This window comes from Mycolicibacterium pallens (assembly GCF_019456675.1).
Taxonomy (GTDB): domain Bacteria; phylum Actinomycetota; class Actinomycetes; order Mycobacteriales; family Mycobacteriaceae; genus Mycobacterium; species Mycobacterium crocinum.
The window spans coordinates 3,463,444-3,483,498 of the sequence record NZ_CP080333.1; the positions used below are offsets into that span (position 1 = coordinate 3,463,444).

16 protein-coding genes are annotated in these 20,055 nt (G+C 68.1%); 2 read left to right on the forward strand and 14 right to left on the reverse strand.

Annotated features, from left to right (window positions below):
* Positions 1–35: 35 nt before the first annotated feature.
* Positions 36–3,008, reverse strand: coding sequence for an acyl-CoA synthetase (locus tag K0O64_RS17030; protein ID WP_071943956.1), 2,973 nt, complete (start codon positions 3,006–3,008; stop codon positions 36–38).
* 113 nt (positions 3,009–3,121) lie between these two features.
* Between K0O64_RS17030 and K0O64_RS17035 the strand changes: the two genes are divergently transcribed.
* Both K0O64_RS17035 and K0O64_RS17040 read left to right on the forward strand, forming a co-directional pair.
* Positions 3,122–4,900 carry an ABC-F family ATP-binding cassette domain-containing protein gene (locus K0O64_RS17035; protein ID WP_071943953.1) on the forward strand — a complete coding sequence of 593 codons (1,779 nt, stop codon included), beginning with the start codon at positions 3,122–3,124 and terminating at the stop codon, positions 4,898–4,900.
* A gap of 29 nt (positions 4,901–4,929) precedes the next feature.
* On the forward strand, positions 4,930–6,240 hold the full coding sequence (locus tag K0O64_RS17040) for a hypothetical protein (protein ID WP_071949775.1): 1,311 nt from the start codon (positions 4,930–4,932) through the stop codon (positions 6,238–6,240).
* On the opposite strand, the gene K0O64_RS17045 is transcribed toward K0O64_RS17040, so the two are convergent.
* From K0O64_RS17045 to pheS, 13 genes are all read right to left on the reverse strand, one after another.
* On the reverse strand, positions 6,218–6,730 hold the full coding sequence (locus K0O64_RS17045) for a hypothetical protein (protein WP_071943951.1): 513 nt from the start codon (positions 6,728–6,730) through the stop codon (positions 6,218–6,220). The genes K0O64_RS17040 and K0O64_RS17045 overlap by 23 nt on opposite strands.
* Positions 6,727–7,281 (reverse strand): hypothetical protein, encoded by a 555-nt coding sequence (locus K0O64_RS17050; RefSeq protein WP_071943948.1) that lies wholly within the window; start codon positions 7,279–7,281, stop codon positions 6,727–6,729. Before K0O64_RS17050 ends, K0O64_RS17045 begins: the two co-directional genes overlap by 4 nt.
* Entirely contained in the window at positions 7,278–7,892 is a 615-nt protein-coding gene (locus tag K0O64_RS17055) for a hypothetical protein (RefSeq protein ID WP_071943945.1), read from the reverse strand. Before K0O64_RS17055 ends, K0O64_RS17050 begins: the two co-directional genes overlap by 4 nt.
* Before the next feature lie 33 nt (positions 7,893–7,925).
* Positions 7,926–9,338, reverse strand: coding sequence for an argininosuccinate lyase (gene argH / locus K0O64_RS17060; RefSeq protein ID WP_071943942.1), 1,413 nt, complete (start codon positions 9,336–9,338; stop codon positions 7,926–7,928).
* A complete protein-coding gene (locus K0O64_RS17065) occupies positions 9,335–10,543 on the reverse strand; it encodes an argininosuccinate synthase (protein ID WP_071943939.1) in 1,209 nt (402 codons plus the stop codon). The genes argH and K0O64_RS17065 overlap by 4 nt, the downstream gene beginning before the upstream one ends.
* Positions 10,544–10,567: 24 nt before the next feature.
* A complete protein-coding gene (locus tag K0O64_RS17070) occupies positions 10,568–11,062 on the reverse strand; it encodes an arginine repressor (RefSeq protein WP_071943936.1) in 495 nt (164 codons plus the stop codon).
* A complete protein-coding gene (gene argF, locus K0O64_RS17075; protein ID WP_071943932.1) occupies positions 11,059–11,988 on the reverse strand; it encodes an ornithine carbamoyltransferase in 930 nt (309 codons plus the stop codon). Before argF ends, K0O64_RS17070 begins: the two co-directional genes overlap by 4 nt.
* On the reverse strand, positions 11,985–13,148 hold the full coding sequence (locus K0O64_RS17080) for an acetylornithine transaminase (protein ID WP_220046506.1): 1,164 nt from the start codon (positions 13,146–13,148) through the stop codon (positions 11,985–11,987). The genes argF and K0O64_RS17080 overlap by 4 nt, the downstream gene beginning before the upstream one ends.
* A gap of 32 nt (positions 13,149–13,180) precedes the next feature.
* Positions 13,181–14,053, reverse strand: coding sequence for an acetylglutamate kinase (gene argB / locus K0O64_RS17085; protein WP_096311621.1), 873 nt, complete (start codon positions 14,051–14,053; stop codon positions 13,181–13,183).
* Positions 14,050–15,270, reverse strand: a complete 1,221-nt coding sequence (gene argJ / locus K0O64_RS17090; protein ID WP_096311622.1) for a bifunctional glutamate N-acetyltransferase/amino-acid acetyltransferase ArgJ — start codon at positions 15,268–15,270, stop codon at positions 14,050–14,052. The genes argB and argJ overlap by 4 nt, the downstream gene beginning before the upstream one ends.
* Positions 15,267–16,301, reverse strand: a complete 1,035-nt coding sequence (argC, locus tag K0O64_RS17095) for an N-acetyl-gamma-glutamyl-phosphate reductase (RefSeq protein WP_096311623.1) — start codon at positions 16,299–16,301, stop codon at positions 15,267–15,269. Before argC ends, argJ begins: the two co-directional genes overlap by 4 nt.
* 124 nt (positions 16,302–16,425) lie before the next feature.
* On the reverse strand, positions 16,426–18,921 hold the full coding sequence (gene pheT, locus K0O64_RS17100) for a phenylalanine--tRNA ligase subunit beta (RefSeq protein ID WP_096311624.1): 2,496 nt from the start codon (positions 18,919–18,921) through the stop codon (positions 16,426–16,428).
* Positions 18,921–19,964: a phenylalanine--tRNA ligase subunit alpha gene (gene pheS / locus K0O64_RS17105; RefSeq protein WP_164520093.1), complete on the reverse strand. Its 1,044-nt coding sequence runs from the start codon at positions 19,962–19,964 to the stop codon at positions 18,921–18,923. Before pheS ends, pheT begins: the two co-directional genes overlap by 1 nt.
* Between the last annotated feature and the right edge of the window lie 91 nt (positions 19,965–20,055).

Below are 20,055 nucleotides of genomic sequence, written 5' to 3' on the forward strand. Positions count from 1 at the left end.
CGAGCCTAACAGCGCTGCGCGACCTGGGCAGAAGCTCAGTTCTCGGTACCGCTGAACTGGGCTCGTACCGCAGCCGTCAAGCGCTTGTACTTCCCCGTATCGGGCTCCCAATGCCAGGCGTTACGAGTCGCCTTCGGCACCCCGTCGGCTCGTAGCGCCGAGACCGTCGGTCGGCAGGTGGCGCTGAGTGGGATCTCGGGCACCACATGGACCACATCCGGCGGCAGGCCGACGGGCATCGACGCGAACGCGTCGGTCAGGTCGGCGGTGGTCACGGTCATGCCGTCGCGCAGCGTGATCGCGGTGACGGCGATGGTCCCGCCGGGCACCTCGACGCCGTAGGTGGCGGCGAGGTCGACAGCGGTGATCCGGCTGACGGCGTCGGTGACCGCCTCCGGGAACACCACACCGCGCTCGGTACGGATGAGCAGCGGACGGTTGCCCAGCAGCCAGAAGTCGCCGTCGGAATCGCGGCGGAACACGTACTCGGTGGAGATCCACGTGTCACCGGCGGCGAACACCCCGCGTTTGACCGACGCGGTCGGATCGATCGGCCCCCACGGCCGGGCCAGCAGCACACCGACCTCGTTGGGTTCGGCGACCGCGACGAATCCGCGGTCGTCTTCCAGGATCAAATCCTCGTCGGCGTCGTAGGCCGCCAACTCCACCTGGCCGCCGCCCGGCAGCGGCCGGCCCTTGCTACCGATCTTGGCGCCCGCCACATTGGCCAATACAGCCTGACCGTCGGTGGTGGCGAAGAACTCGACGACGTTGGCCGGGCTGAAGGCATCGACGGTTCGCTGCCACAGCCCGGGCGGCATGCCCGAACCGATGAACAGCCGCACCGGATGGTTACCGCGCAACCGGAAATCCGGGTCGTCAACCACATCGCGCAGCATCGTCCAGGTGTAGGAGACGACCGTGACGCCGTACTGCCGGATCTCGGCGAGGAAACGGTCCGGGCGCAGCCCCCGCGACAACGCGATCCGGGTGCCGCCGACCACCGCCCCACCGAGACTGACCAGCAGTCCGGACTGGTGGTGCAGCGGGGTCAGGCAGTACACCGTGTCACCGCGCCCCAGCGCCGCGGCGGAGGCCGTACCGAACGCCGACAACGCCCAGCGGTAGTTGGTGATCTGCTTGGGCACCAGAACACCGCTGACGGTGCTGAACGCGACGAACGCCAGATCGCGGGCGAAGCCGGGGTTCGGCCGGTACCACCCCGGCAGCGCGACGGCGTCCGGGTCGATCTTCTCCATGTCGATGACGTTGCTGTGCTCGGGCAGGTTCAGGTCACGGCTCTCGCCGCCGCCGAGTACCAGCACCTTGACCGGCAGCTTGCGGGCCGCGTCGAGGTTGCCGGGGTCGGTGATGACCTCGGTGACCCCGCCGATGCGGACGGCCTCGTCGAGGTCGACATCGGGCGGCATGAGCACAGCCACCGCGCCGAGACGCGACAGCGCGGCGATGGCGACCAGCGCCGAGGGCCGGGTGTCCATGAGGACACCGACGCGCACACCCTGGCGGACGCCGACCGAGATGAGGCCGCGGACCACGTTGTTGATGCGCCGGTTGACCGCCTCGTAGGTGTGCACCCGGCCGTCGAACAGCAGGAACTCGCCGTTGGGAGCCTCGCCGGCCTGCTCGTCGATGATCCGGCCCAGCGAGATGCGGGTGTGGTCGTTGATCTGGCCCAGGCGGGTCAGCCGTGGCAGGGTTCGCGCAGTCTCCACCGCAAGCGTCCGCATCGACTTCCTCGTGTTCACCACCGCGTCGGCCGCACCGCGTGCCAGTGACCAGGCCACTTCCGACGCCTCGGCCATGCTGTGCATCAGGCGCGCCGACAGCGCCACGCCGGAGTCGTCGGGTTCGGCGTCGCTGTCCTGCATGGGTGCGATGTTGGCCGGGCGGGAATCCGCACCGGACAGCCAGCGCACCCAGTCCGCCACCGTCGGCCAGGTCGAGGTGGCCGCCTTCGATCCGACCACCAGGCCGAAGTGCCCGGCGCGGATCATCACCTCGTACACCTCGGCGCCGGGAGCGGCGCGCTTGATGCCCCGCACCGAGGCAGGCTGGCCGATGTCGTCGACCTCGCCGACGAAGGCGAGCACCGGGCAGGTGATATCGGAGAGCGTCACCAACTGACCGTTGATGGCGAAGCCGCCCGACATCATCCGGTTGTGTGCGATGAACTGCTTGAGCAACTCGGAGACCGCGGGACCCGACCAGGCGATCCAGCCCTCGGAGTCCAAGAAGCGGCGCTGCTGTTCGCGCGGCAGCAGCGCGTCCCGGTCGTGCAGCTGGCGCAGGAAGTCGATGCGCGCCTTGGCGGTCTTGAGCGGGTCGAGCATCTGAAAGCCGGTGCGCGCCAACCAACCTGGAATGTCGATGCGGTTGAACACGTGGTCGGCCATGAAGTCCGCGGCCACCGCACCGATGTTGGGCGGGATACCCATCGGCAGCGCGGCCAGCGTGTCCACCGGGGAGCCGAACGCGACGATGCTCGCGATGTCCTTGGTGCGCCGGTAGGCCGCGGTCTGGTAGCAGAACATGCCACCCTGCGAGTAGCCGGCCAGGTGGATGCTCTGACCGGTGATGTCCTTGACGGTGTCGATGGCCTCGTTGAGCGCGACGATGTGGTCGGTGAGGTTACGTTCCATGCCGCCCTCGACCTCGTCGGGCGAGCCAAAGTCGATCACCCACGGGTCGATGCCCGCCTCGTGCAGGATGCCGACGGCGCCGTCCTCGCGAGTGACGTCCCACATATTCGCCGACATCATCATCGGATGGACCATGAGGACCGGCGGGCCCGCGGGCTTTTGACCCGGCCTGCTGTCCGGCGGGAAGTAACGCCGCAGCTTGTACATCGGCTTGTCTTCGACGATCTGGAACGGTGACGGCACCGCACCGGTCTCCAGACCGCCTAAGCGCAACACCTCGAAACCGTTTTGGGCCGTCGCCATCAGGCGTTCCACAGGCCTGGTGACCGCCGACAAGTTCAGATCCACGGCTCTCCCCTGTCCCACATCGCTGCTGCATAAGGCCCCGACAGCCAGCACATCATGGCACAAGGCCGATCCGCGTCCGTTCGCTTTGGGACCTGACCAGTAGCCTGTTGCCAGTGGCACACCTGCTCGGCGCCGAAGCGCTCCATCTCGAATATCCGACTCAGGTGGTCTTCGAATCCGTGACCGTCGGCGTGAACGACGGCGCCCGCATCGGGATCGTCGGTCGCAACGGCGACGGCAAATCCAGCCTGATGGCGATGCTGACCGGAAGACTCGCCCCCGATTCCGGCCGGGTGACCCAGCGCGGCGGCCTGCGCGTGACCGCCCTCGACCAGGCCGACACCATGCCCCCGCAGAGCACCGTCGGCGAGGTGCTCGTCGGCGACATCCCCGAACACGAATGGGCAGGCAACCCCCGCATCCGCGACGTCGTCGCCGGCCTGGTCGCCGACCTCGACTGGCAGACCCAGGTGGCCGCGCTGTCCGGCGGCCAGCGCCGTCGGGTGCAGCTGGCGGCATTGCTGATCGGCGACTGGGATGTCATCGCCCTCGACGAGCCGACCAACCACCTCGACATCGAAGGCATCACCTGGCTGGCCGAGCACCTCAAGACGCGGTGGGCGCGCAACACCGGCGGCCTGCTGGTGGTCACCCACGACCGTTGGTTCCTCGACGAGGTCGCCAACACCACGTGGGAGGTACACGACGGGATCGTCGAACCGTTCGACGGCGGTTACGCGGCGTATGTGTTGCAGCGCGTCGAACGCGACCGCATCGCCGCCGCCGCGGAGGCCAAGCGGCAGAACCTGATGCGCAAGGAGTTGGCCTGGCTGCGTCGCGGCGCGCCGGCCCGAACGTCAAAGCCGAAGTTCCGCATCGATGCCGCCAACCAGCTGATCGAGGACGTCCCACCGATTCGCAACGGTGTCGAGCTGGCCAAGCTGGCCACCGCACGGCTAGGCAAGGACGTCATCGACCTGCTCGACGTGTCGGTGACGTATGACGCCAAACCTGTTCTGCGCGATGTGGAATGGCGCATCGGTCCGGGCGAGCGCACCGGCATCGTCGGCGCCAACGGCGCGGGTAAGTCGACGCTGTTGGGCTTGATCGCCGGAACCGTGCACCCCGATTCGGGCCGGGTCAAGCGCGGCAAGACCGTGCGGCTGGCGATGCTCGACCAGCAGTCCAGCCAGCTCACCGAGATCGCCGGCGACATGGTCCGCGAGGTGGTCGGCCGGCTCAAGACCGACTACCAGGTCGACGGTAAGGACATCACCCCCACACAGTTGTTGGAGCGCTTGGGTTTTCGGCGTGAGCAACTCGCGTCGCGGGTCGGAGAGCTGTCCGGCGGCCAGCGCAGGCGGCTGCAGTTGATGCTGACTCTGCTGGAGGAACCCAACGTCCTGGTGCTCGACGAGCCCACCAACGACGTCGACATCGACATGCTGTCGGCCACCGAAGATCTGCTCGACTCGTGGCCCGGCACGCTCATCGTGGTATCGCACGACCGGTATCTGCTCGAGCGGGTCACCGATCAGCAGTACGCGATCCTCGACGGACACCTCCGCCATCTGCCGGGCGGAATCGACGAGTACCTGCGCATCAAGGCCCGACGGGAAGTCAGCGGCGGGGCTTCTCCCCAAGCCGCACAGCCGCCCACACAGGCGCTCTCAGGTGCCGAATTACGCAGTGTGGAAAAGGAAATCGCGTCGCTGGACCGCGCGCTGGCCAAGCTGTCCGACCGGGTGAACGCCAAGCACGTCGAGCTGGCCGAGCACGACCAGTCCGACCACGTCGGACTGGGCAAGCTGACCCAGCAGCTCCGGGAACTGGAGGCCGAGGTGGCCGAGAAGGAGAACCGCTGGTTGGAGCTGTCCGAGCTGGTCGACTAGCGCGCGCTCAGGTTCCTACAATGTCGGCCATGCGCTACTTGGTGCGGCCGCTGCGCGTCTGGGTCCGGTACTGGCCGCAACTGGCCGCGCTATACCTGCTCGGTGTGCTGGGTCGCCGCGGCGCCATCGAGTGGGCCGCCTGGGCCGGCTATGACAACCATTGGTGGGCATCGCTGATCATGCCGCTGGCCGGCATGGCGCGACTGGGCTCCTATGTGGGGATGTTCTTGGTACTGCGCCCGGCGTTCCCGGTGCTCGCGGCGCTGGGGCGACGGCCGGCGCGGCGCATCGACCTGTTCTCGACTGTGGTCGTGCCGTTCTTTGCGATCTACCTGGCGTGGCAGATGTTTCGCGAGGACTGGCTGGCCTTCGAGCAGCGCGCACTGCAATACCGGGTAGGCGAGTCGATGATGGCGGTTGTCAACGGTGGGCCGCCCACCGATCTCCACGCCCAACTGCCGGTCGGCGCGGGCACGTGGGTGCTGATCGGGGCGGCCCTGGTGATCCGCACCGTCTTGAGCAAGCTCAAGGACCGGCTGCCGTCGTGGTTAGTCGCGGTACGCCTCTACTTCGATGCACTGTGGGTGTTCTTGGTGCTCAGCTTCTCGGTCAATCAGGGGGTCACGATCCTGACAAAGCCCGGGGACTGGGTGGCTCATCGACGAGTGATGGTGTGGCTCAGCGACACTCGCGCGGACCTGTTCTCTTACTTCTCCCCACTGGAGAAGGTCTGGGACGTGGTGATGTGGGCTCTGCGGACGGTGTTCGGCGGCGCCGCCGTGCCGTTGATCTGGCTCGCCGTAGCCGGCATCGTCTACGGGGTGACCACCACGGCCGACTGGCGCAGTGTGGTGCAGCGGGTCGCCGGTCGGCGCGCGACGACGTGGATGACCCGGTCGGCGCCCACCGGGAAGCGTCTGCAGAAGCGCCTGCGCGTCGTCCCCAAGGCAGTGCGCGAGAAGATCGTCGACTATGGCGTCGATCAAGTGGGCAAGTTCCGGCCCGTCACCGACTCGGCGCGGATCGTCCTGCACGGTGGCGTTCTGGCGTTGACGCTCTATGTGCTGGCCTATCTCGGCCTCGCGTGGTTGGACATGACCGGCAGCTTCTACCGCGCGCAGTTGGGTGACGGCTATCTCTTCCGGGGTATCGCGTGGGTGGTCGGCCCGCACCCGTGGGCGTTCTGGCAGGGCTTCGGCAATGGCCTGAGCCTGTTGTCGCACCTCATCGTCGAGCCGCTTCGGATCTGCCTGGTGGCAAGCACATTCGTCTACTGCGTCGAGCACATCGCCCGCGACCCCGAGCCGGAGGCGGCGCCTACAACTGCAGCCGCAGCCTGATTCGGCCGTCGAGGTCCACCACGTCGACGGCGGTGGGTACGACGTCATCGGGAAGCAGGAACGTGAACTGCACCGGGCCCGGCCTGGTGCAGCGGTCGGAGGCATTGTCGGGCAGCGGCACGTTGTAGCCGCCAATCGCCTCAGCCTGCCAGCGCCGCGTGCCGTCGGTGACGACGCCCGTGCACAAGTCGCCGTCCCGGCCGTTGGTTCGCTGGATCGACACCACCTCCAGCACTGTGCCTTTCGGGAGTTTTCGAGTGCGCGGGCCGGGTGGTTCGTCCAGGTGGCGGACGCCGGCTACCGACCAGGTCTGGCCGTCAATCGTTGCGCTCTGCCCGGCGGAGATCACGTGCGGCGGGGTCGTGGTGTCTCGGTACCGTGACCAGTCGGGCCAGTAATCGACGACCACCAGGACGGCCAGTGCCGCGATCACGACGACCATCGCCAGCACGTTGCGCTGCCACAGCTTTTCCGGGACAGGTGACTTCATCGCGCCTCCAGTTCGGACGGTGGCACGACGACGGACTGTGGGCGGTCGACGTTGTCGAGCGGGATGTCGATGACCAACCGGGAATCGAGTCGGCCGTCGCCTCCCCAGAGCCGCACCACCACCGACGGAACCGACTTCAGCAGATCGGGCGGCACGTCGAATGCCCATGTGCGCTGTTGAGTTATCCCGGGCTGCACCAGATCGGCACCCGGGAGCAGCACCGTGGTCGGCACGTAGGTGTTGGGGCCGACGAGCAGATCGGCGTGCGGCAGTACGGGTTCTCGGGTCACGTCGAGCGTCGTCGACACCACGACCCAGACACCTGCCGCCGGATAGGATTTCCGGGACTGTTTGGCCGTAACGGTCGGGGCGATCGCGGCCTTGGTCACGGTGGCCGACAGGTTCTGGCCGACGGCTCGGCTGGCCATTCCCGCGTGGACGTCGAACGGCGCGTAGATGGTGGTGTTGGCAGGCAGATGCAACCACACCAGGGTCGCCAAGGCGATCGCGACAACCGTTGCCACAGCTGAGAACACGGTTCGACGGCTCATGCCTTGCCTCGCACCGGAAGTGTGGCCTGACCGTATTCGGTCTCGCTGTCCACCCAGGTCTTACCGTAGGTGACCATGGGCTCGGTGAACTTCTTCTTCCAGATCCTGATCGTCACCGAATCACCCGGCCGCAGAGACGTTTCGGGCAACGTCCAGATCGTCGCGACTTCCTCCGTCAGTCCCGGGCCAAGGCTCGGGACCGGTGCGCCGTTCGCCAGCCGCACGACACCGTAGAACCGCTTCTCCGGGTGGTCGCGCAGGTCGATCTCGTCGTCGAGAAACGCCGGGACGGTGCCGTCATTGCGGATCTTCATGACGACGCCCAGATAGGTCCGGCCGGGAGTTTTCGGGGCGACCAGGGTGGTACCCGAGCGCAGTTCGTCGACCAACGTGGCGCGTTCAACAGTGACCGTGAAGGCGTTGTCACTGAACTCGTCACCGGGTTTGAACTCGGTGACGGCGGTGTCAACAGTGTCGAGGCCACCGAACAACGCCGTCCCGGCCAGGATGACGACAGTCAGCAGCTGTCCGATCTGGCTCAAGCTCAGGCCGGACAGCCAGCCACGAAGGCCCCGCCGCGGTGTGGCGGCCGTGTCCGGCGCTCCCCCCATACCTGCCGATCGTAGTGGGTCGCGTGCGATGTTCTAGCGCCGCAAACGGATGCGCAGCTTTTCGATGCTGTCCTGCACCACCCCGAGCTGGTTGGCCACCTGGGTCGGCGCGGTACCGCCGCGGGCGTCGCGGGAGGACACCGATCCGTCGACGGTCAGCACTTCCCGCACCTGCGGGGTCAGCTCACTGCTGATCCCGGCCAGTTCGTCGTCGGTGAGTTCGTCGAGGCCGACACCGCGACCCTCGGCGGCACGCACCGCCTCGCCGGCCGCCTCATGCGCAACCCGGAACGGGACTCCTCGACGCACCAGCCATTCGGCGACATCGGTGGCCAGGGTGTAGCCGGCCGGCGCGAGTGCCGCCATCCGGTCGGTGTCGAAGCGCAGGGTCGCGACCAGTCCGGCCATCGCGGGCAGCACGAGCTCCAGCTGCGCGACGGAGTCGAACACCGGCTCCTTGTCTTCCTGCAGATCGCGGTTGTACGCCAGCGGCTGTGCCTTCAGCGTCGCCAGCAGCCCGGTGAGGTTCCCGATCAACCGTCCGGCCTTGCCGCGGGCGAGTTCGGCGATGTCGGGGTTCTTCTTCTGCGGCATGATTGAGCTGCCCGTCGACCAGGAGTCGTGCAGCGTCACGTAGCCGAATTCGGTTGTGCTCCAGAGGATGATGTCCTCCGCGAGCCGGGACAGGTCAACGCCGATCATCGCGAGCACGAAGGCGGCCTCGGCGGCAAAATCACGAGATGCGGTGGCGTCGATCGAATTGTCAGCTGCGGCAGCGAATCCCAATTCCTCAGCGATCGCATCGGGATTGAGCCCCAGTGATGAGCCGGCCAACGCGCCCGAGCCGTAGGGCGACACCGCGGTGCGGTCGTCGAAGTCGGCGATGCGGTCGACGTCGCGCAGCAGCGGATGAGCGTGCGCCAGCAGATGGTGCGCCAGCAGCACGGGCTGCGCAGCCTGCAGGTGGGTTTTGCCGGGCATGATTGCCGTCGGATGGGCGGCGGCCTGCGTCGCCAATGCGGCCACCACTTCGAGGGCGCCGTCGGCGACCCGTCGCATCGCATCGCGCAGCCACATCCGAAACAGCGTGGCCACCTGATCATTTCGTGACCGACCGGCCCGCAGCCGGCCACCGAGATCCGGACCGACGCGTTCGATAAGGCCGCGCTCGAGCGCCCCGTGCACATCCTCGTCAGTGACCAGCGGGGTGAAGCTGCCGTCGGCGATGTCTTGTCCCAGGCTGTCCAGGCCGGCGAGCAACCCGTCGCGCTGCTCGTCGGTCAGCAGACCCGCGGTGTGCAGTACCTTGGCATGGGCCTTCGAGGCCGCGACGTCGTACGGTGCGAGCACCCAATCGAAGTGCGTGGACTTGCTCAACGCCGCCAGCGCGGGCGCGGGCCCGTCGGCGAAACGGCCACCCCAGAGCGAGCCCTCGTTGGTGCTCACGGCTGGTTCCCTGCCAGGTCCCGGCGGGCGGCGATCTTCGACGACAAGCCGTGCACGTGGACGAAGCCCTTGGCCGACGACTGGTCGAAGGTGTCACCCTCGTCGTAGGTTGCGAGATTGAAGTCGTACAGCGAGGTCGGGCTGCGCCGGCCGTTGACCGCAATGTGCCCGCCGTGCAACACCATGCGGATCTCACCGGTCACATGCTGCTGGGTGTCGGCGACGAACGCCTCCAGCGACCGCTTCAGCGGCGAGTACCACAGACCGTCGTACACCAGCTCGCTCCACTTACGGTCGGTCCCCCGCTTGAACCGGCCGAGCTCGCGCTCCAACGTCACGTGCTCGAGCTCGGTGTGCGCGGTGACCAGGACCATGGCGCCCGGCGCCTCGTAGATCTCGCGGCTCTTGATGCCGACCAGCCGGTCCTCGACGACATCGAGGCGGCCGACGCCCTGCGCGCCGGCACGGCGGTTGAGCTCCTCGATGGCCTGCAGAACAGTCACCGGATTGCCATCTATGGAGACCGGCACCCCCTTCTCGAAACCGACGATCACCTCATCGGGGGTGCTCCAGTTCAGCGTCGGGTCTTCGGTGTAGTCGTACACGTCCTTGGTCGGCGCGTTCCAGAGGTGTTCCAGGAAGCCGGTTTCCACCGCCCGACCCCATACGTTCTGGTCGATGGAGAACGGCGAGCGCTTGGTGACGTTGATCGGGATCGCGTTTTCCTCGGCGAACGCGATCGCCTTCTCGCGGGTCCAGGCGTAGTCGCGGACCGGGGCCAGCACCTCGAGATCAGGGGCCAGCGAGGCGAATCCGACCTCGAAGCGCACCTGGTCGTTGCCCTTGCCGGTGCAGCCGTGGGCGACGATACCGCCGCGGTGTTCACGGGCCGCGCTCACCAGATGCTTGACGATCAGCGGCCGGCTCAGTGCGGACACCAGCGGGTAACGGTCCATATAGAGCGCGTTCGACTGGATGGCCGGCAGGCAGTACTGCTCGGCGAACTCGTCGCGGGCATCAACCACGACCGCTTCGACGGCACCGCAATCCAGGGCGCGCTGGCGGACGACCTCCATGTCCTCGCCGCCCTGGCCGAGGTCGATGGCCACGGCCACCACCTCTTTGCCGGTCTCCTTGCCGATCCAGCTGATGGCCACCGAGGTGTCCAGGCCGCCGGAATACGCCAAGATGACGCGTTCGGACATGAAGTGCTCCTTGCTCTTTAGGGTCTAGTGGATCTTGTGGATGGTCTCGAACATGGTGGCCAGTTGCGCTCCGGTCATCGGCTCGCGGGCCACCACCAGGATGGTGTCGTCACCGGCGACGGTGCCGACGACGTCGGGCAGCGCCGCCCGGTCGATGGCGCTGGCCAGATAGTGTGCCGCCCCGGGCGGGGTACGCAACACGGCCAGGTTGCCGCTGGCGTCGGTCGACACCAGCAGATCGGCGAGCAGGCGGGACACCCGCTCGGTGCCGCCCGACACCCCGCGCACCGGGCTGCCGTCCTCGGGCACCACGTAAACGCCGCTGCCACCGTCGGCGCCGCGCAGCTTGACCGCGCCGAGCTCTTCGAGGTCGCGCGACAACGTGGCCTGGGTGACCTCGATACCCTCATCGCCCAGCAGCGCGGCGAGCTCGCTCTGGCTGTGCACCGACCGCGAGGACAGCAGTGCCACGATCCGGGCCTGCCGCCCGGCTCGTGTGGTGCTGACCTCGCTGGTCATCGCTGCTCCAACAACCACACCAGCAGTGCCTTCTGGGCGTGCAGCCGATTCTCGGCCTCGTCCCACACCGCACTGTGCTTACCGTCGATCACCTCGTCGGTGATCTCATGGCCACGATGCGCCGGAAGGCAGTGCAGCACAACGGCTTCAGAGTCGGCGTGGCCGAGTAAGCCGGCATTGAGCTGGAACGGCCGGAACGGGACAACGCGGTCGAGTCCGTCGTTCTCCTGCCCCATCGACGTCCAGGTGTCGGTGACCAACACGTCGGCCCCCTTCGCACCGGCCACCGGGTCGGCGGTGAGGGTGACGGTGGCACCGGTCTGCCTGCCGCGGTGCTCGGCGGCGGCCACGAACAGCGGGTGCGGTTCAAAGCCGGCCGGAGCGGCGATCGTCACATGGATACCTGCGGTGACTCCGCCGAGCATCAGCGAGTGCGCCATGTTGTTGGCGCCGTCACCGAAATACGTCATCCGCAGCCCGTTCAGTGAGCCCTTACGCTCGGCGAGGGTCTGCAGGTCGGCCAGCACCTGGCAGGGGTGGAACTCGTCGGAGAGGGCGTTGACGACGGGAACCGTTGCGGCCGAGGCCATTGCGTTCAGCCGCTGCTGAGCGAAGGTACGCCAGACGATCGCGTCGACGTAGCGCGACAGGACCCGTCCGGTGTCCTCGAGGGTTTCTTCCCGGCCCAGCTGGGTGGCACGGCCGTCGACCACGACGGCGTGGCCGCCGAGCTGGGCGATGCCCACCTCAAAGGAGAACCGGGTGCGGGTGGAGTTCTTGTCGAAGATGACCGCCACCCCGCGCGGGCCCTCCAGCGGACGCCGGCTCATCGGCTCCTTTTTCAAAGCGGCTGCGAGCTCCAGGATCTCGGCCTGCTCCCCAGGCTGCAGGTCGTCGTCGCGCAGGAAATGCCTCAGGGTGCTCATCGGGCCGCCTCCAGGATCGCCGGTAATGCGTGCAGGAAACTGTCGATCTGCGCTTCGGTGATGATCAGCGGTGGGGCCAGCCGCACCACGTCGGGAGCGGCAGCGTTGACCAGGAAACCCGCTTCGCGGGCCAGGGTTTCGACCGCCTTGCCCTGCGGCGCGGTCAGCACCACGCCACGCAGCAGGCCCCGGCCGCGAACGTGATCGACCAGCGGGTGGCCCAGCGCCTCGATGCCGTGGCTCAGCGTCTTACCGAGAACGTCGGCGCGGGTAACCAGGTCCTCCTGGGCGACCACCTTGAGTACCGTCAGCGCGGCAGCGGTGCACACCGGGTTGCCGCCGAAAGTGCTGCCGTGCAGTCCGGGAGTCAGCAGCTCGGCGGTGGGGCCGATGGCCAGGCAGGCGCCGATCGGCAGGCCGCCGCCGAGACCCTTTGCCAGCGTGACGATGTCGGGGGTGATGCCGTCGTGCTGGTGGGCATAAAACGCGCCCGTGCGCCCGATACCGGTCTGCACTTCGTCGACGACGAGGAGCGCGCCGTGGCGACTAGTGATCTCGCGCGCGGCGACCAGGTACCCGGCGGGCGGAACCACGACGCCACCCTCACCCATGATCGGTTCGAGGAACACCGCGGCGGTGTCGTCACCGACGGCCTGTTCGAGGGCTTCGACGTCCCCGTAGGGCACGTGGGTGACATAGCCGGGCAGCGGCTCGAACGGCGCCTGCTTGGTGGGCTGTCCGGTCAATGCCAGCGAGCCCATGGTGCGGCCGTGGAAGGCGTTCTGCGCGGCAACGAGTTTCGTGCGCCCGGTCAGCCGGGTGATCTTGAAGGCGACCTCGTTGGCCTCGGTGCCGGAGTTGCAGAAGAACGCCCGCGCCGGTGCGCCGAGCTGGTCGACCAACGCCTCGGCCAACGCGATTCCCGGTTCGGTGGCATACAGGTTGGACGTGTGGCCCAGCGTGTTGAGCTGAGTGGTGACCGCCTCGATGATCGCCGGGTGCCGGTGGCCGAGGATGTTGACCGCGATGCCGCCGAGCAGATCGAGGTAGGTCTTACCGCCTTCGTCGGTGACGACAGCGCCGTCGCCGCTGACCAAGGCCAGCGGCGGGGTGCCGTAGTTGTCCATCATGACGGACTGCCAACGCTGCGTCAGCAACATCCCCGAGTCGCTCCGCTCCTGCCCGCCGAATGTCACGGGTTCACCACCTTCGTGCCGGTGCCTTCATCGGTGAATAGCTCGACCAGCACACAATGTTCGACGCGGCCGTCGATGACGTGGGCGCTGGGCACCCCGCCCTCGACGGCTCGCAAGCAGGCCTCGATCTTGGGGATCATCCCGCTTTCCAAATTGGGCAGCAGATCGGTCAGCGTGTCGGTATCGATCTGGCTGACGAGCGAATTCCGGTCGGGCCAGGCGGTGTACAGACCCTCGACGTCGGTGAGCATCAACAGCTTCTCGGCGCCCAACGCCCTGGCCACCGCGGCGGCCGCCGTGTCGGCGTTGATGTTGTGCACCACCCCGTCGACGTCGGGTGCGATGGTCGAGATCACCGGAATACGCCCGGCTGCAATGAGATCGAGGACCGCAGCGGCGTTGACGTGCTCGATATCGCCGACCAGGCCGATATCGGTGAGAACGCCGTCGACGGTGACCCCGCGCCGCACCGCCGTGAGCAGCTGCGCGTCCTCGCCGGTGATGCCGACCGCGTAGGGACCGTGCGCGTTGATCAGGTTCACCAGCTCACGGCCGACCTGCCCGAACAGCACCATCCGTGCGACGTCGAGTACCTCCGGGGTGGTGACGCGGAAGCCGCCCTTGAATTCGCCTGCGATGCCGAGCTTTTTGAGCATCGCGCTGATCTGCGGTCCGCCGCCGTGCACGACCACCGGGTGGATACCGGCGTTGCGCAGGAACACCATGTCGTCGGCGAACGCGGCCTTGAGCCGGTCGTCGGTCATCGCGTTGCCGCCGTATTTGATGACGACGATCTTGTCGTTCAGTTGCTTGAGCCACGGCAGCGCCTCGGCGAGGATCGCGGCCTTCGTGTTCACAGTTGCGGTCATGAGCTGTAGGCCGAGTTCTCTTCGACGTACGCGTGCGACAGATCGGTGGTGCGGATGGTGGCCTGGCCGTTGCCGAGCTTGAGATCGACGGTCACCTGAACATCCGCGCCGGATAGATCCACCCCGCGGGCGCCGGGCGCCCCGGCGCCGTCGATGCACACCGGGAACCCGTTGAACGACACGGTGATCCGCTGGGCGTCGATCTCGAAGGGCACCATCCCGACCGCGGCCAGCACCCGGCCCCAGTTCGGATCCGAGCCGAACAGCGCCGTCTTGACCAGGCTGTCACGGGCCACGACGCGGGCCGCGACGACGGCGTCGTCGTCACTCGGTGCGCCGGTGACGGTGATCGAGATCCGTTTGGTGACCCCTTCGGCGTCGGCCTGCAGCTGTGCGCACAGGTCGTCGCACACCCGCAGCACCGCCGCGTCCAGATCCTCTTGGGTGGGCGCGATTTCACTGGCGCCCGAGGCGAGCAGCAGCACGGTGTCGTTGGTCGAGCAGCTGCCGTCGACGTCGAGCCGGTCGAAGGTCTTGGCGGTGGCCCGGCGCAGCGCGGTGTCCAACGCGGCGGCGTCGGCCACCGCGTCGGTGGTCAGCACGACCAGCATCGTGGCCAACGAGGGAGCCAGCATGCCGGCACCCTTGGCCATTCCACCCACGGTCCAGTTCTCACCCGACTCGATGGAGTGATGCAGCGCAACCTGTTTGGGCACGGTGTCGGTGGTCATGATGGCCCGCGCGGCTTCCTCACCGCCGGTCAATCCGCCACCGAGTTCGTGGACGATGTCGGTGACACCGGCCAGCACCTTGTCCATCGGCAGGCGGTCGCCGATCAGGCCTGTGGAGCAGATGGCGACCTCGACCGGCCCGGTCTCGGTGCCCCACTGCGACAGCGCGGCCGCGACGGCCTCGGCGGTGGCGTGGGTGTCCTGGAAGCCGCCCGCACCGGTACACGCGTTGGCGCCACCGGAATTCAGCAGCACGGCGCGCAGCCGACCGGTGGTGAGCACCTGCTGGCTCCACAACACCGGCGCCGCCTTGACCTGGTTGCGGGTGAACACGCCGGCGGCCGCGTAGTCGGGGCCTTCGTTGAACACCAGCGCCAGGTCCAAGTTTCCGGATGCCTTGATGCCGGCGGCGATGCCGGTCGCGCGGAAGCCGGCGGGCGCGGTAACCCCTTGCGTCCGAACCAAATTGGCATCAGCGAGCGTCACGGCGCCACCCCCACAATCGACAGTCCTTCAATCTCCGGCCAGCCCAGCGCAAGATTCATCGACTGCACCGCGGCGCCGGCGGTCCCCTTCACCAGATTGTCGATCGCGCACACCGCGACCATGACTCCGGCGTCGACGTCGACAGCCACCGCCAGCTGCGCGGCGTTGCTGCCGATCACCGCACCAGTGCGGGGCAGCTGGCCCTCGGGCAGTAGATGAATGAACGGCTCGGCGTCGTAGGCCTTCTCGTAGGCCGCGCGAATCTCGGACACCGGCGCCTGAGTGCGTGCGGTGCAGGTGGCCAGGATGCCGCGCGAGGTCGGGATCAGCACGGGGGTGAACGAGACGGTGACGTCACGGTCGGTCACCGCTCGCAGACCCTGCGCGATTTCCGGGGTGTGCCGATGTGCGCCGGCGATGTTGTAGGCGCGCGCGGAGCCGATGACCTCCGAACCCAGCAGGTCGACCTTGGCGGCCCGCCCCGCGCCGGAGGTGCCGCTGACCGCCACGACGGTCACCGCCGGGTCGACCAGACCCTCGGCCACCGCGGGCAGCAGGGCCAGCAGCGCGGCAGTCGGATAGCAACCCGGCACGGCGATCCGCTTGGCGTCCCGCAGCCGGTCCCTTCCACCGGGCAGCTCGGGCAGCCCGTAGGGCCAGCTGCCCGCGTACTCCGAGCCGTAGAACCGCTGCCAGTCGTCGGCGTCGGTGAGCCGGAAGTCAGCGCCGCAGTCGACGATCAGGGTGTCGTCGCCAAGCTGCTCGGCCAGCGCCGCCGAGTGGCCGTGCGGCAGAGCCAGGAACACCACGTCGTGACCGGCCAGCACGTCGCGCTCGGTGGGCTGCAGTACCCGGTCTGCCAGCGGCAACAGGTGAGGGTGGTGCTCGGACAGGTGCGTGCCCGCACTGGCCGCGGCGGTCAGCGCGCCGATGCTCAGACGGCCGTCCGCGTAGGCCGGATGTCCGAGCAACAAACGCAGGATCTCACCGCCGGCATAGCCGCTGGCACCGGCAATCGCCACCGAAGTCATCCTATGATTCTGCATGGTTATGCATACCAATGCAAATACATTCCCTGCCTGGGCGCCGAGGTCGACGAAATGCAGGCCCCCACTCGCAAAAACCCTGCCAATCGTCAGTTTGGGCGAGGACGGGTCAGGCGCGCTGAACTGCGCCGACGCGCTCGGCGGCCGCGGCCACCGCGGCGTCGCGGGCGGCGCTCGCCTCGTCTTCGGTCAGCGTCCGGTCCGGTGCACGGAAACGCAGCGCCAACGTGAGCGACTTCCGATCCTCCCCGATCTGCGGACCGGTGTAGACGTCGAACAGCGCCACGTCCTCGAGCAGCTCCCCGGCGCCGTCGCGCACCGCATCGACGACCGCCTGCGCGGCCACGTCCGCGGCGACCACCAGACTCACGTCCTGGAACACCGCCGGGAACGGCGACACCCGCGGGGCGGGCAGCGTCTCGGTGATCGGCACGGCATCGAGGTCGAGCTCGACCGCGCAGGTGCCCTTCGGCAGTCCCGAACGCTCGATGACCGCGGGATGCAGCTGGCCGGCATGCCCGACCACGCGCCCGTCGACCAGAACTTCGGCACACCGGCCGGGATGCCACGGCAGGTACTGGGCAGCGCGCAACGTCACGTCCACACCGCAGGCACGGGCGATGGTCCGCACGGCTTCGAAGGCGTCAGCGGCCTCCACCGCACGGCCCGGTCCCCACGGTCCGCGCGGCTCGCGCAGCCCGGTCAGCACCGCACCCACGTGCACCGGCTGACTGGGCAGCGACGCATCCAGCGCCGCGATCTCGTCCTCGCTCGGCCGGCGATGCGTCGGGATCAGCTCGACACCCGTGGTCTGATCGGTGGGGTACACGACCTGGGCGATGGAGAACAGTGCGACGTCGCCGAAGCCCCGAGACACGTTGCGGGACAAGGCCTCCAGCAGCGCCGGCAGCAATGTGGTGGCCAGGTGGGGCCGGTCGGCCTCCAGCGGGTTGAGTACCGTCGTCGTGACCCGCCGCGGGTCGCGGTCCGACAGGCCCCACTGGTCGAAGATCCCGGCGGGCAGAAACGGGTTGGTCAGCACCTCGACGTACCCCGACAGGCCCAGCGCCTTACCGATCGCACGGCGCCGCTTCTGGGTGGGGGTCAGGCCGCGGCCCGCCGGGGCGGTCGGCAATACCGACGGGATCTTGTCGAGGCCTTCCAGCCGCAACACCTCTTCGACGAGGTCGGCAGGCTGGACCAGGTCGGGCCGCCAGCTCGGCGGGGTGACGATGAGGATCGCCGGGTCGTCGCCGTCCTCTTCGACTGTGGCGCCGATCTGGGTCAACCGCTTGACCGTCGCACCGCCCTCGTACTCGACGCCCGCAAGCTGATCGGGCAGGTCGAACCGAATCCGCACCGGCGGCGGAGACCAGTCTTTGCGCGGCGGGTCACCGCGCCAATCGGTGAGGTTGGGTTCGACGGTGCCCCCGGCGATCGAGGCCAGCAGCTTGGCGCACCGATCGACCGCCGCAACCGAAATGGCGGGGTCAACGGAGCGTTCGTAACGCCGGCCGGCCTCACTGACCAGGTGTAGGCGCCGGATCGTGCGCGACACCGCGGCCGGATCCCAGACCGCGGCCTCCAGAAGAATGTCGGTGGAGTCGTCGTCGATCTCGGTGGTGCCGGCACCCATCACACCGCCGATGGCCGCGGTGGCGACGTCATCGACGATCAGCACGTCGGCCGGGTCGAGCTTGCGTTCGATGTCGTCGAGCGTGACAACGGTCTCCCCCGGCTTGGCGAACCGGACGACGAATTCGCCGTTGATCCGGCTGCGGTCATGCGCGTGCATCGGGTGGCCGAGTTCGAGCATCACGTAGTTGGTGACGTCGACAGCCGGCGAGATGGGCCGAATACCCGACAGCATCAGCCGGCGGCGTAACCACCACGGCGACAACGCCTTCGGATTGATACCGGTGACCGGCCGCAGCGCGAAGCGGCTGACGCCGGTGCCGGGTTCGACGGTGACCGGCAGCGCCGGCCCGTCGGCAGGCAGCGGTGGGACGTCGGCGGGGTCGTCGTAGTCCAGGTCGTAGGCACACGCGATCTCGCGGGCGATGCCGCGCACCGACATGCCGTAGCCGCGGTCCGGAGTGACCGCCAGATCGAAGATCACGTCGTCGAGGCCGAGCACAGCGATACCGTCCGCGCCGGGTTCGGCGGTGTCGGGCGGCAGTACCAGGATCCCGGAATGATCTGCGCCCAAGCCCAATTCGGCGGCCGAGCAGATCATGCCATCGGACAGCCGGCCATACGTCTTGCGGCTGGCGATGTGGAAGTCACCGGGCAGGGTGGTGCCGGGCAGCGCCACCACGACGAGGTCGCCGACCACGAAGTTCGTTGCACCGCAGACGATGTCACGATCCTCGCCCTCACCCACGTCGACCTTGCAGGCTCGGATCGGCTTCTTGAACTCGGTCAGCTCGTCGATCGCGGTGACCCGACCGACCGTGAGTGGGCCCGTCACCGGTCCGAGGGTGATGATGTCGTCGACCTCGTGCCCGACGCGGATCAGCGCCTGTTCCAGGTCGTGGGGCGTGACGTCCCAGTCGGGTGCGCCGCGCTGCACGACTTCGCGTAGCCAGCTGTAGGGAAGCCGCATCAGACGCCGACCCCGAACGGAAGCGAGAACCGGACGTCACCCTCGACCATGTCGCGCATATCGGGAATCCCGTTGCGGAACTGCAGGGTGCGCTCCAGGCCCATGCCGAAGGCGAAGCCGGAGTACACCTCGGGGTCGATTCCGGCCGCGCGCAGCACGTTGGGGTTGACCATGCCGCAGCCACCCCATTCGACCCAGCCGGGGCCGCCCTTCTTGTTCGGGAACCAGATGTCCACCTCCGCCGAGGGCTCGGTGAACGGGAAGAAGTGCGGCCGCATCCGGGTGCGGGCGCCCTCACCGAACTCCGATCGGGCGAAGGCGTCCAAGGTGCCGCGCAGGTGGGCCATCGTCAGTCCGCGGTCCACCGCGAGACCCTCGACCTGATGGAAGACCGGGGTGTGGGTGGAGTCGAGTTCGTCGGTGCGGAAGGTGCGCCCGATCGAGACGATGTAGACCGGCAACTCACGGTCCAGCAGCGTGCGCACCTGCACCGGGGAGGTGTGGGTGCGCAGCAACTGCCGCGATCCCTCCGGGGCGATGTGGAAGGTGTCGGACTCGCTGCGGGCTGGATGGTCGGGCGGAAAGTTCAGCGCGTCGAAGTTGAACTGCTCGGTCTCGACCTCGGGCCCCTCGGCCAGCTCCCAGCCCATCGCGATGAAGGTGTCGGCGATGTGCTCGGCCAGGATCGTGATCGGGTGCCGCGCCCCGATAGGTTGCCGTGTCGAGGGCAGCGTGACGTCGATGGCCTCAGCCACCAACACGGCCGCGTCGCGCTCGGCCCGCAGTACCGCCAGCCGCTCGTCGAAACTGCGCTGCGCGTCGCCGCGGGCGACGTTGACCAGCTTGCCGGCCTCGGCGCGGTCTGCCTTGGGCAGCGTGGCCAGCGCCTGGCGGGCCAGTGCGAGCGGCGCACGGTCGCCGAGATGATCGGTCTTGGCGCGGGCCAGCGCATCCAGGTCAGCCGCCTGGTCGAAGGCATGCCGGGCCGCGTTGACGGCCTCGGTCAACGATTCCTGCGACAGGTCGACGGGTTGCTCACCCACGCGGCAAGACGCTCCTTTTCGCAGCTGGGGTTGTTTGCGCCACGGATGTGACGCAAGTGCCGATCATAGGTGATGCCAGAATGACGCCTCG

Bases quoted from the DNA above. Each gene is read 5' to 3' on its own strand.
- argF (WP_071943932.1), bottom strand. From the start codon at position 11,988: ATGAGCACCCTGAGGCATTTCCTGCGCGACGACGACCTGCAGCCTGGG.
- argB (WP_096311621.1), bottom strand. From the start codon at position 14,053: ATGACCGCAACTGTGAACACGAAGGCCGCGATCCTCGCCGAGGCGCTG.
- argC (WP_096311623.1), bottom strand. From the start codon at position 16,301: ATGACTTCGGTGGCGATTGCCGGTGCCAGCGGCTATGCCGGCGGTGAG.
- K0O64_RS17080 (WP_220046506.1), bottom strand. From the start codon at position 13,148: ATGTTGCTGACGCAGCGTTGGCAGTCCGTCATGATGGACAACTACGGC.
- K0O64_RS17065 (WP_071943939.1), bottom strand. From the start codon at position 10,543: ATGTCCGAACGCGTCATCTTGGCGTATTCCGGCGGCCTGGACACCTCG.
- K0O64_RS17050 (WP_071943948.1), bottom strand. From the start codon at position 7,281: ATGAGCCGTCGAACCGTGTTCTCAGCTGTGGCAACGGTTGTCGCGATC.
- K0O64_RS17055 (WP_071943945.1), bottom strand. From the start codon at position 7,892: ATGGGGGGAGCGCCGGACACGGCCGCCACACCGCGGCGGGGCCTTCGT.
- K0O64_RS17040 (WP_071949775.1), top strand. From the start codon at position 4,930: ATGCGCTACTTGGTGCGGCCGCTGCGCGTCTGGGTCCGGTACTGGCCG.
- K0O64_RS17045 (WP_071943951.1), bottom strand. From the start codon at position 6,730: ATGAAGTCACCTGTCCCGGAAAAGCTGTGGCAGCGCAACGTGCTGGCG.
- pheT (WP_096311624.1), bottom strand. From the start codon at position 18,921: ATGCGGCTTCCCTACAGCTGGCTACGCGAAGTCGTGCAGCGCGGCGCA.
- K0O64_RS17070 (WP_071943936.1), bottom strand. From the start codon at position 11,062: ATGACCAGCGAGGTCAGCACCACACGAGCCGGGCGGCAGGCCCGGATC.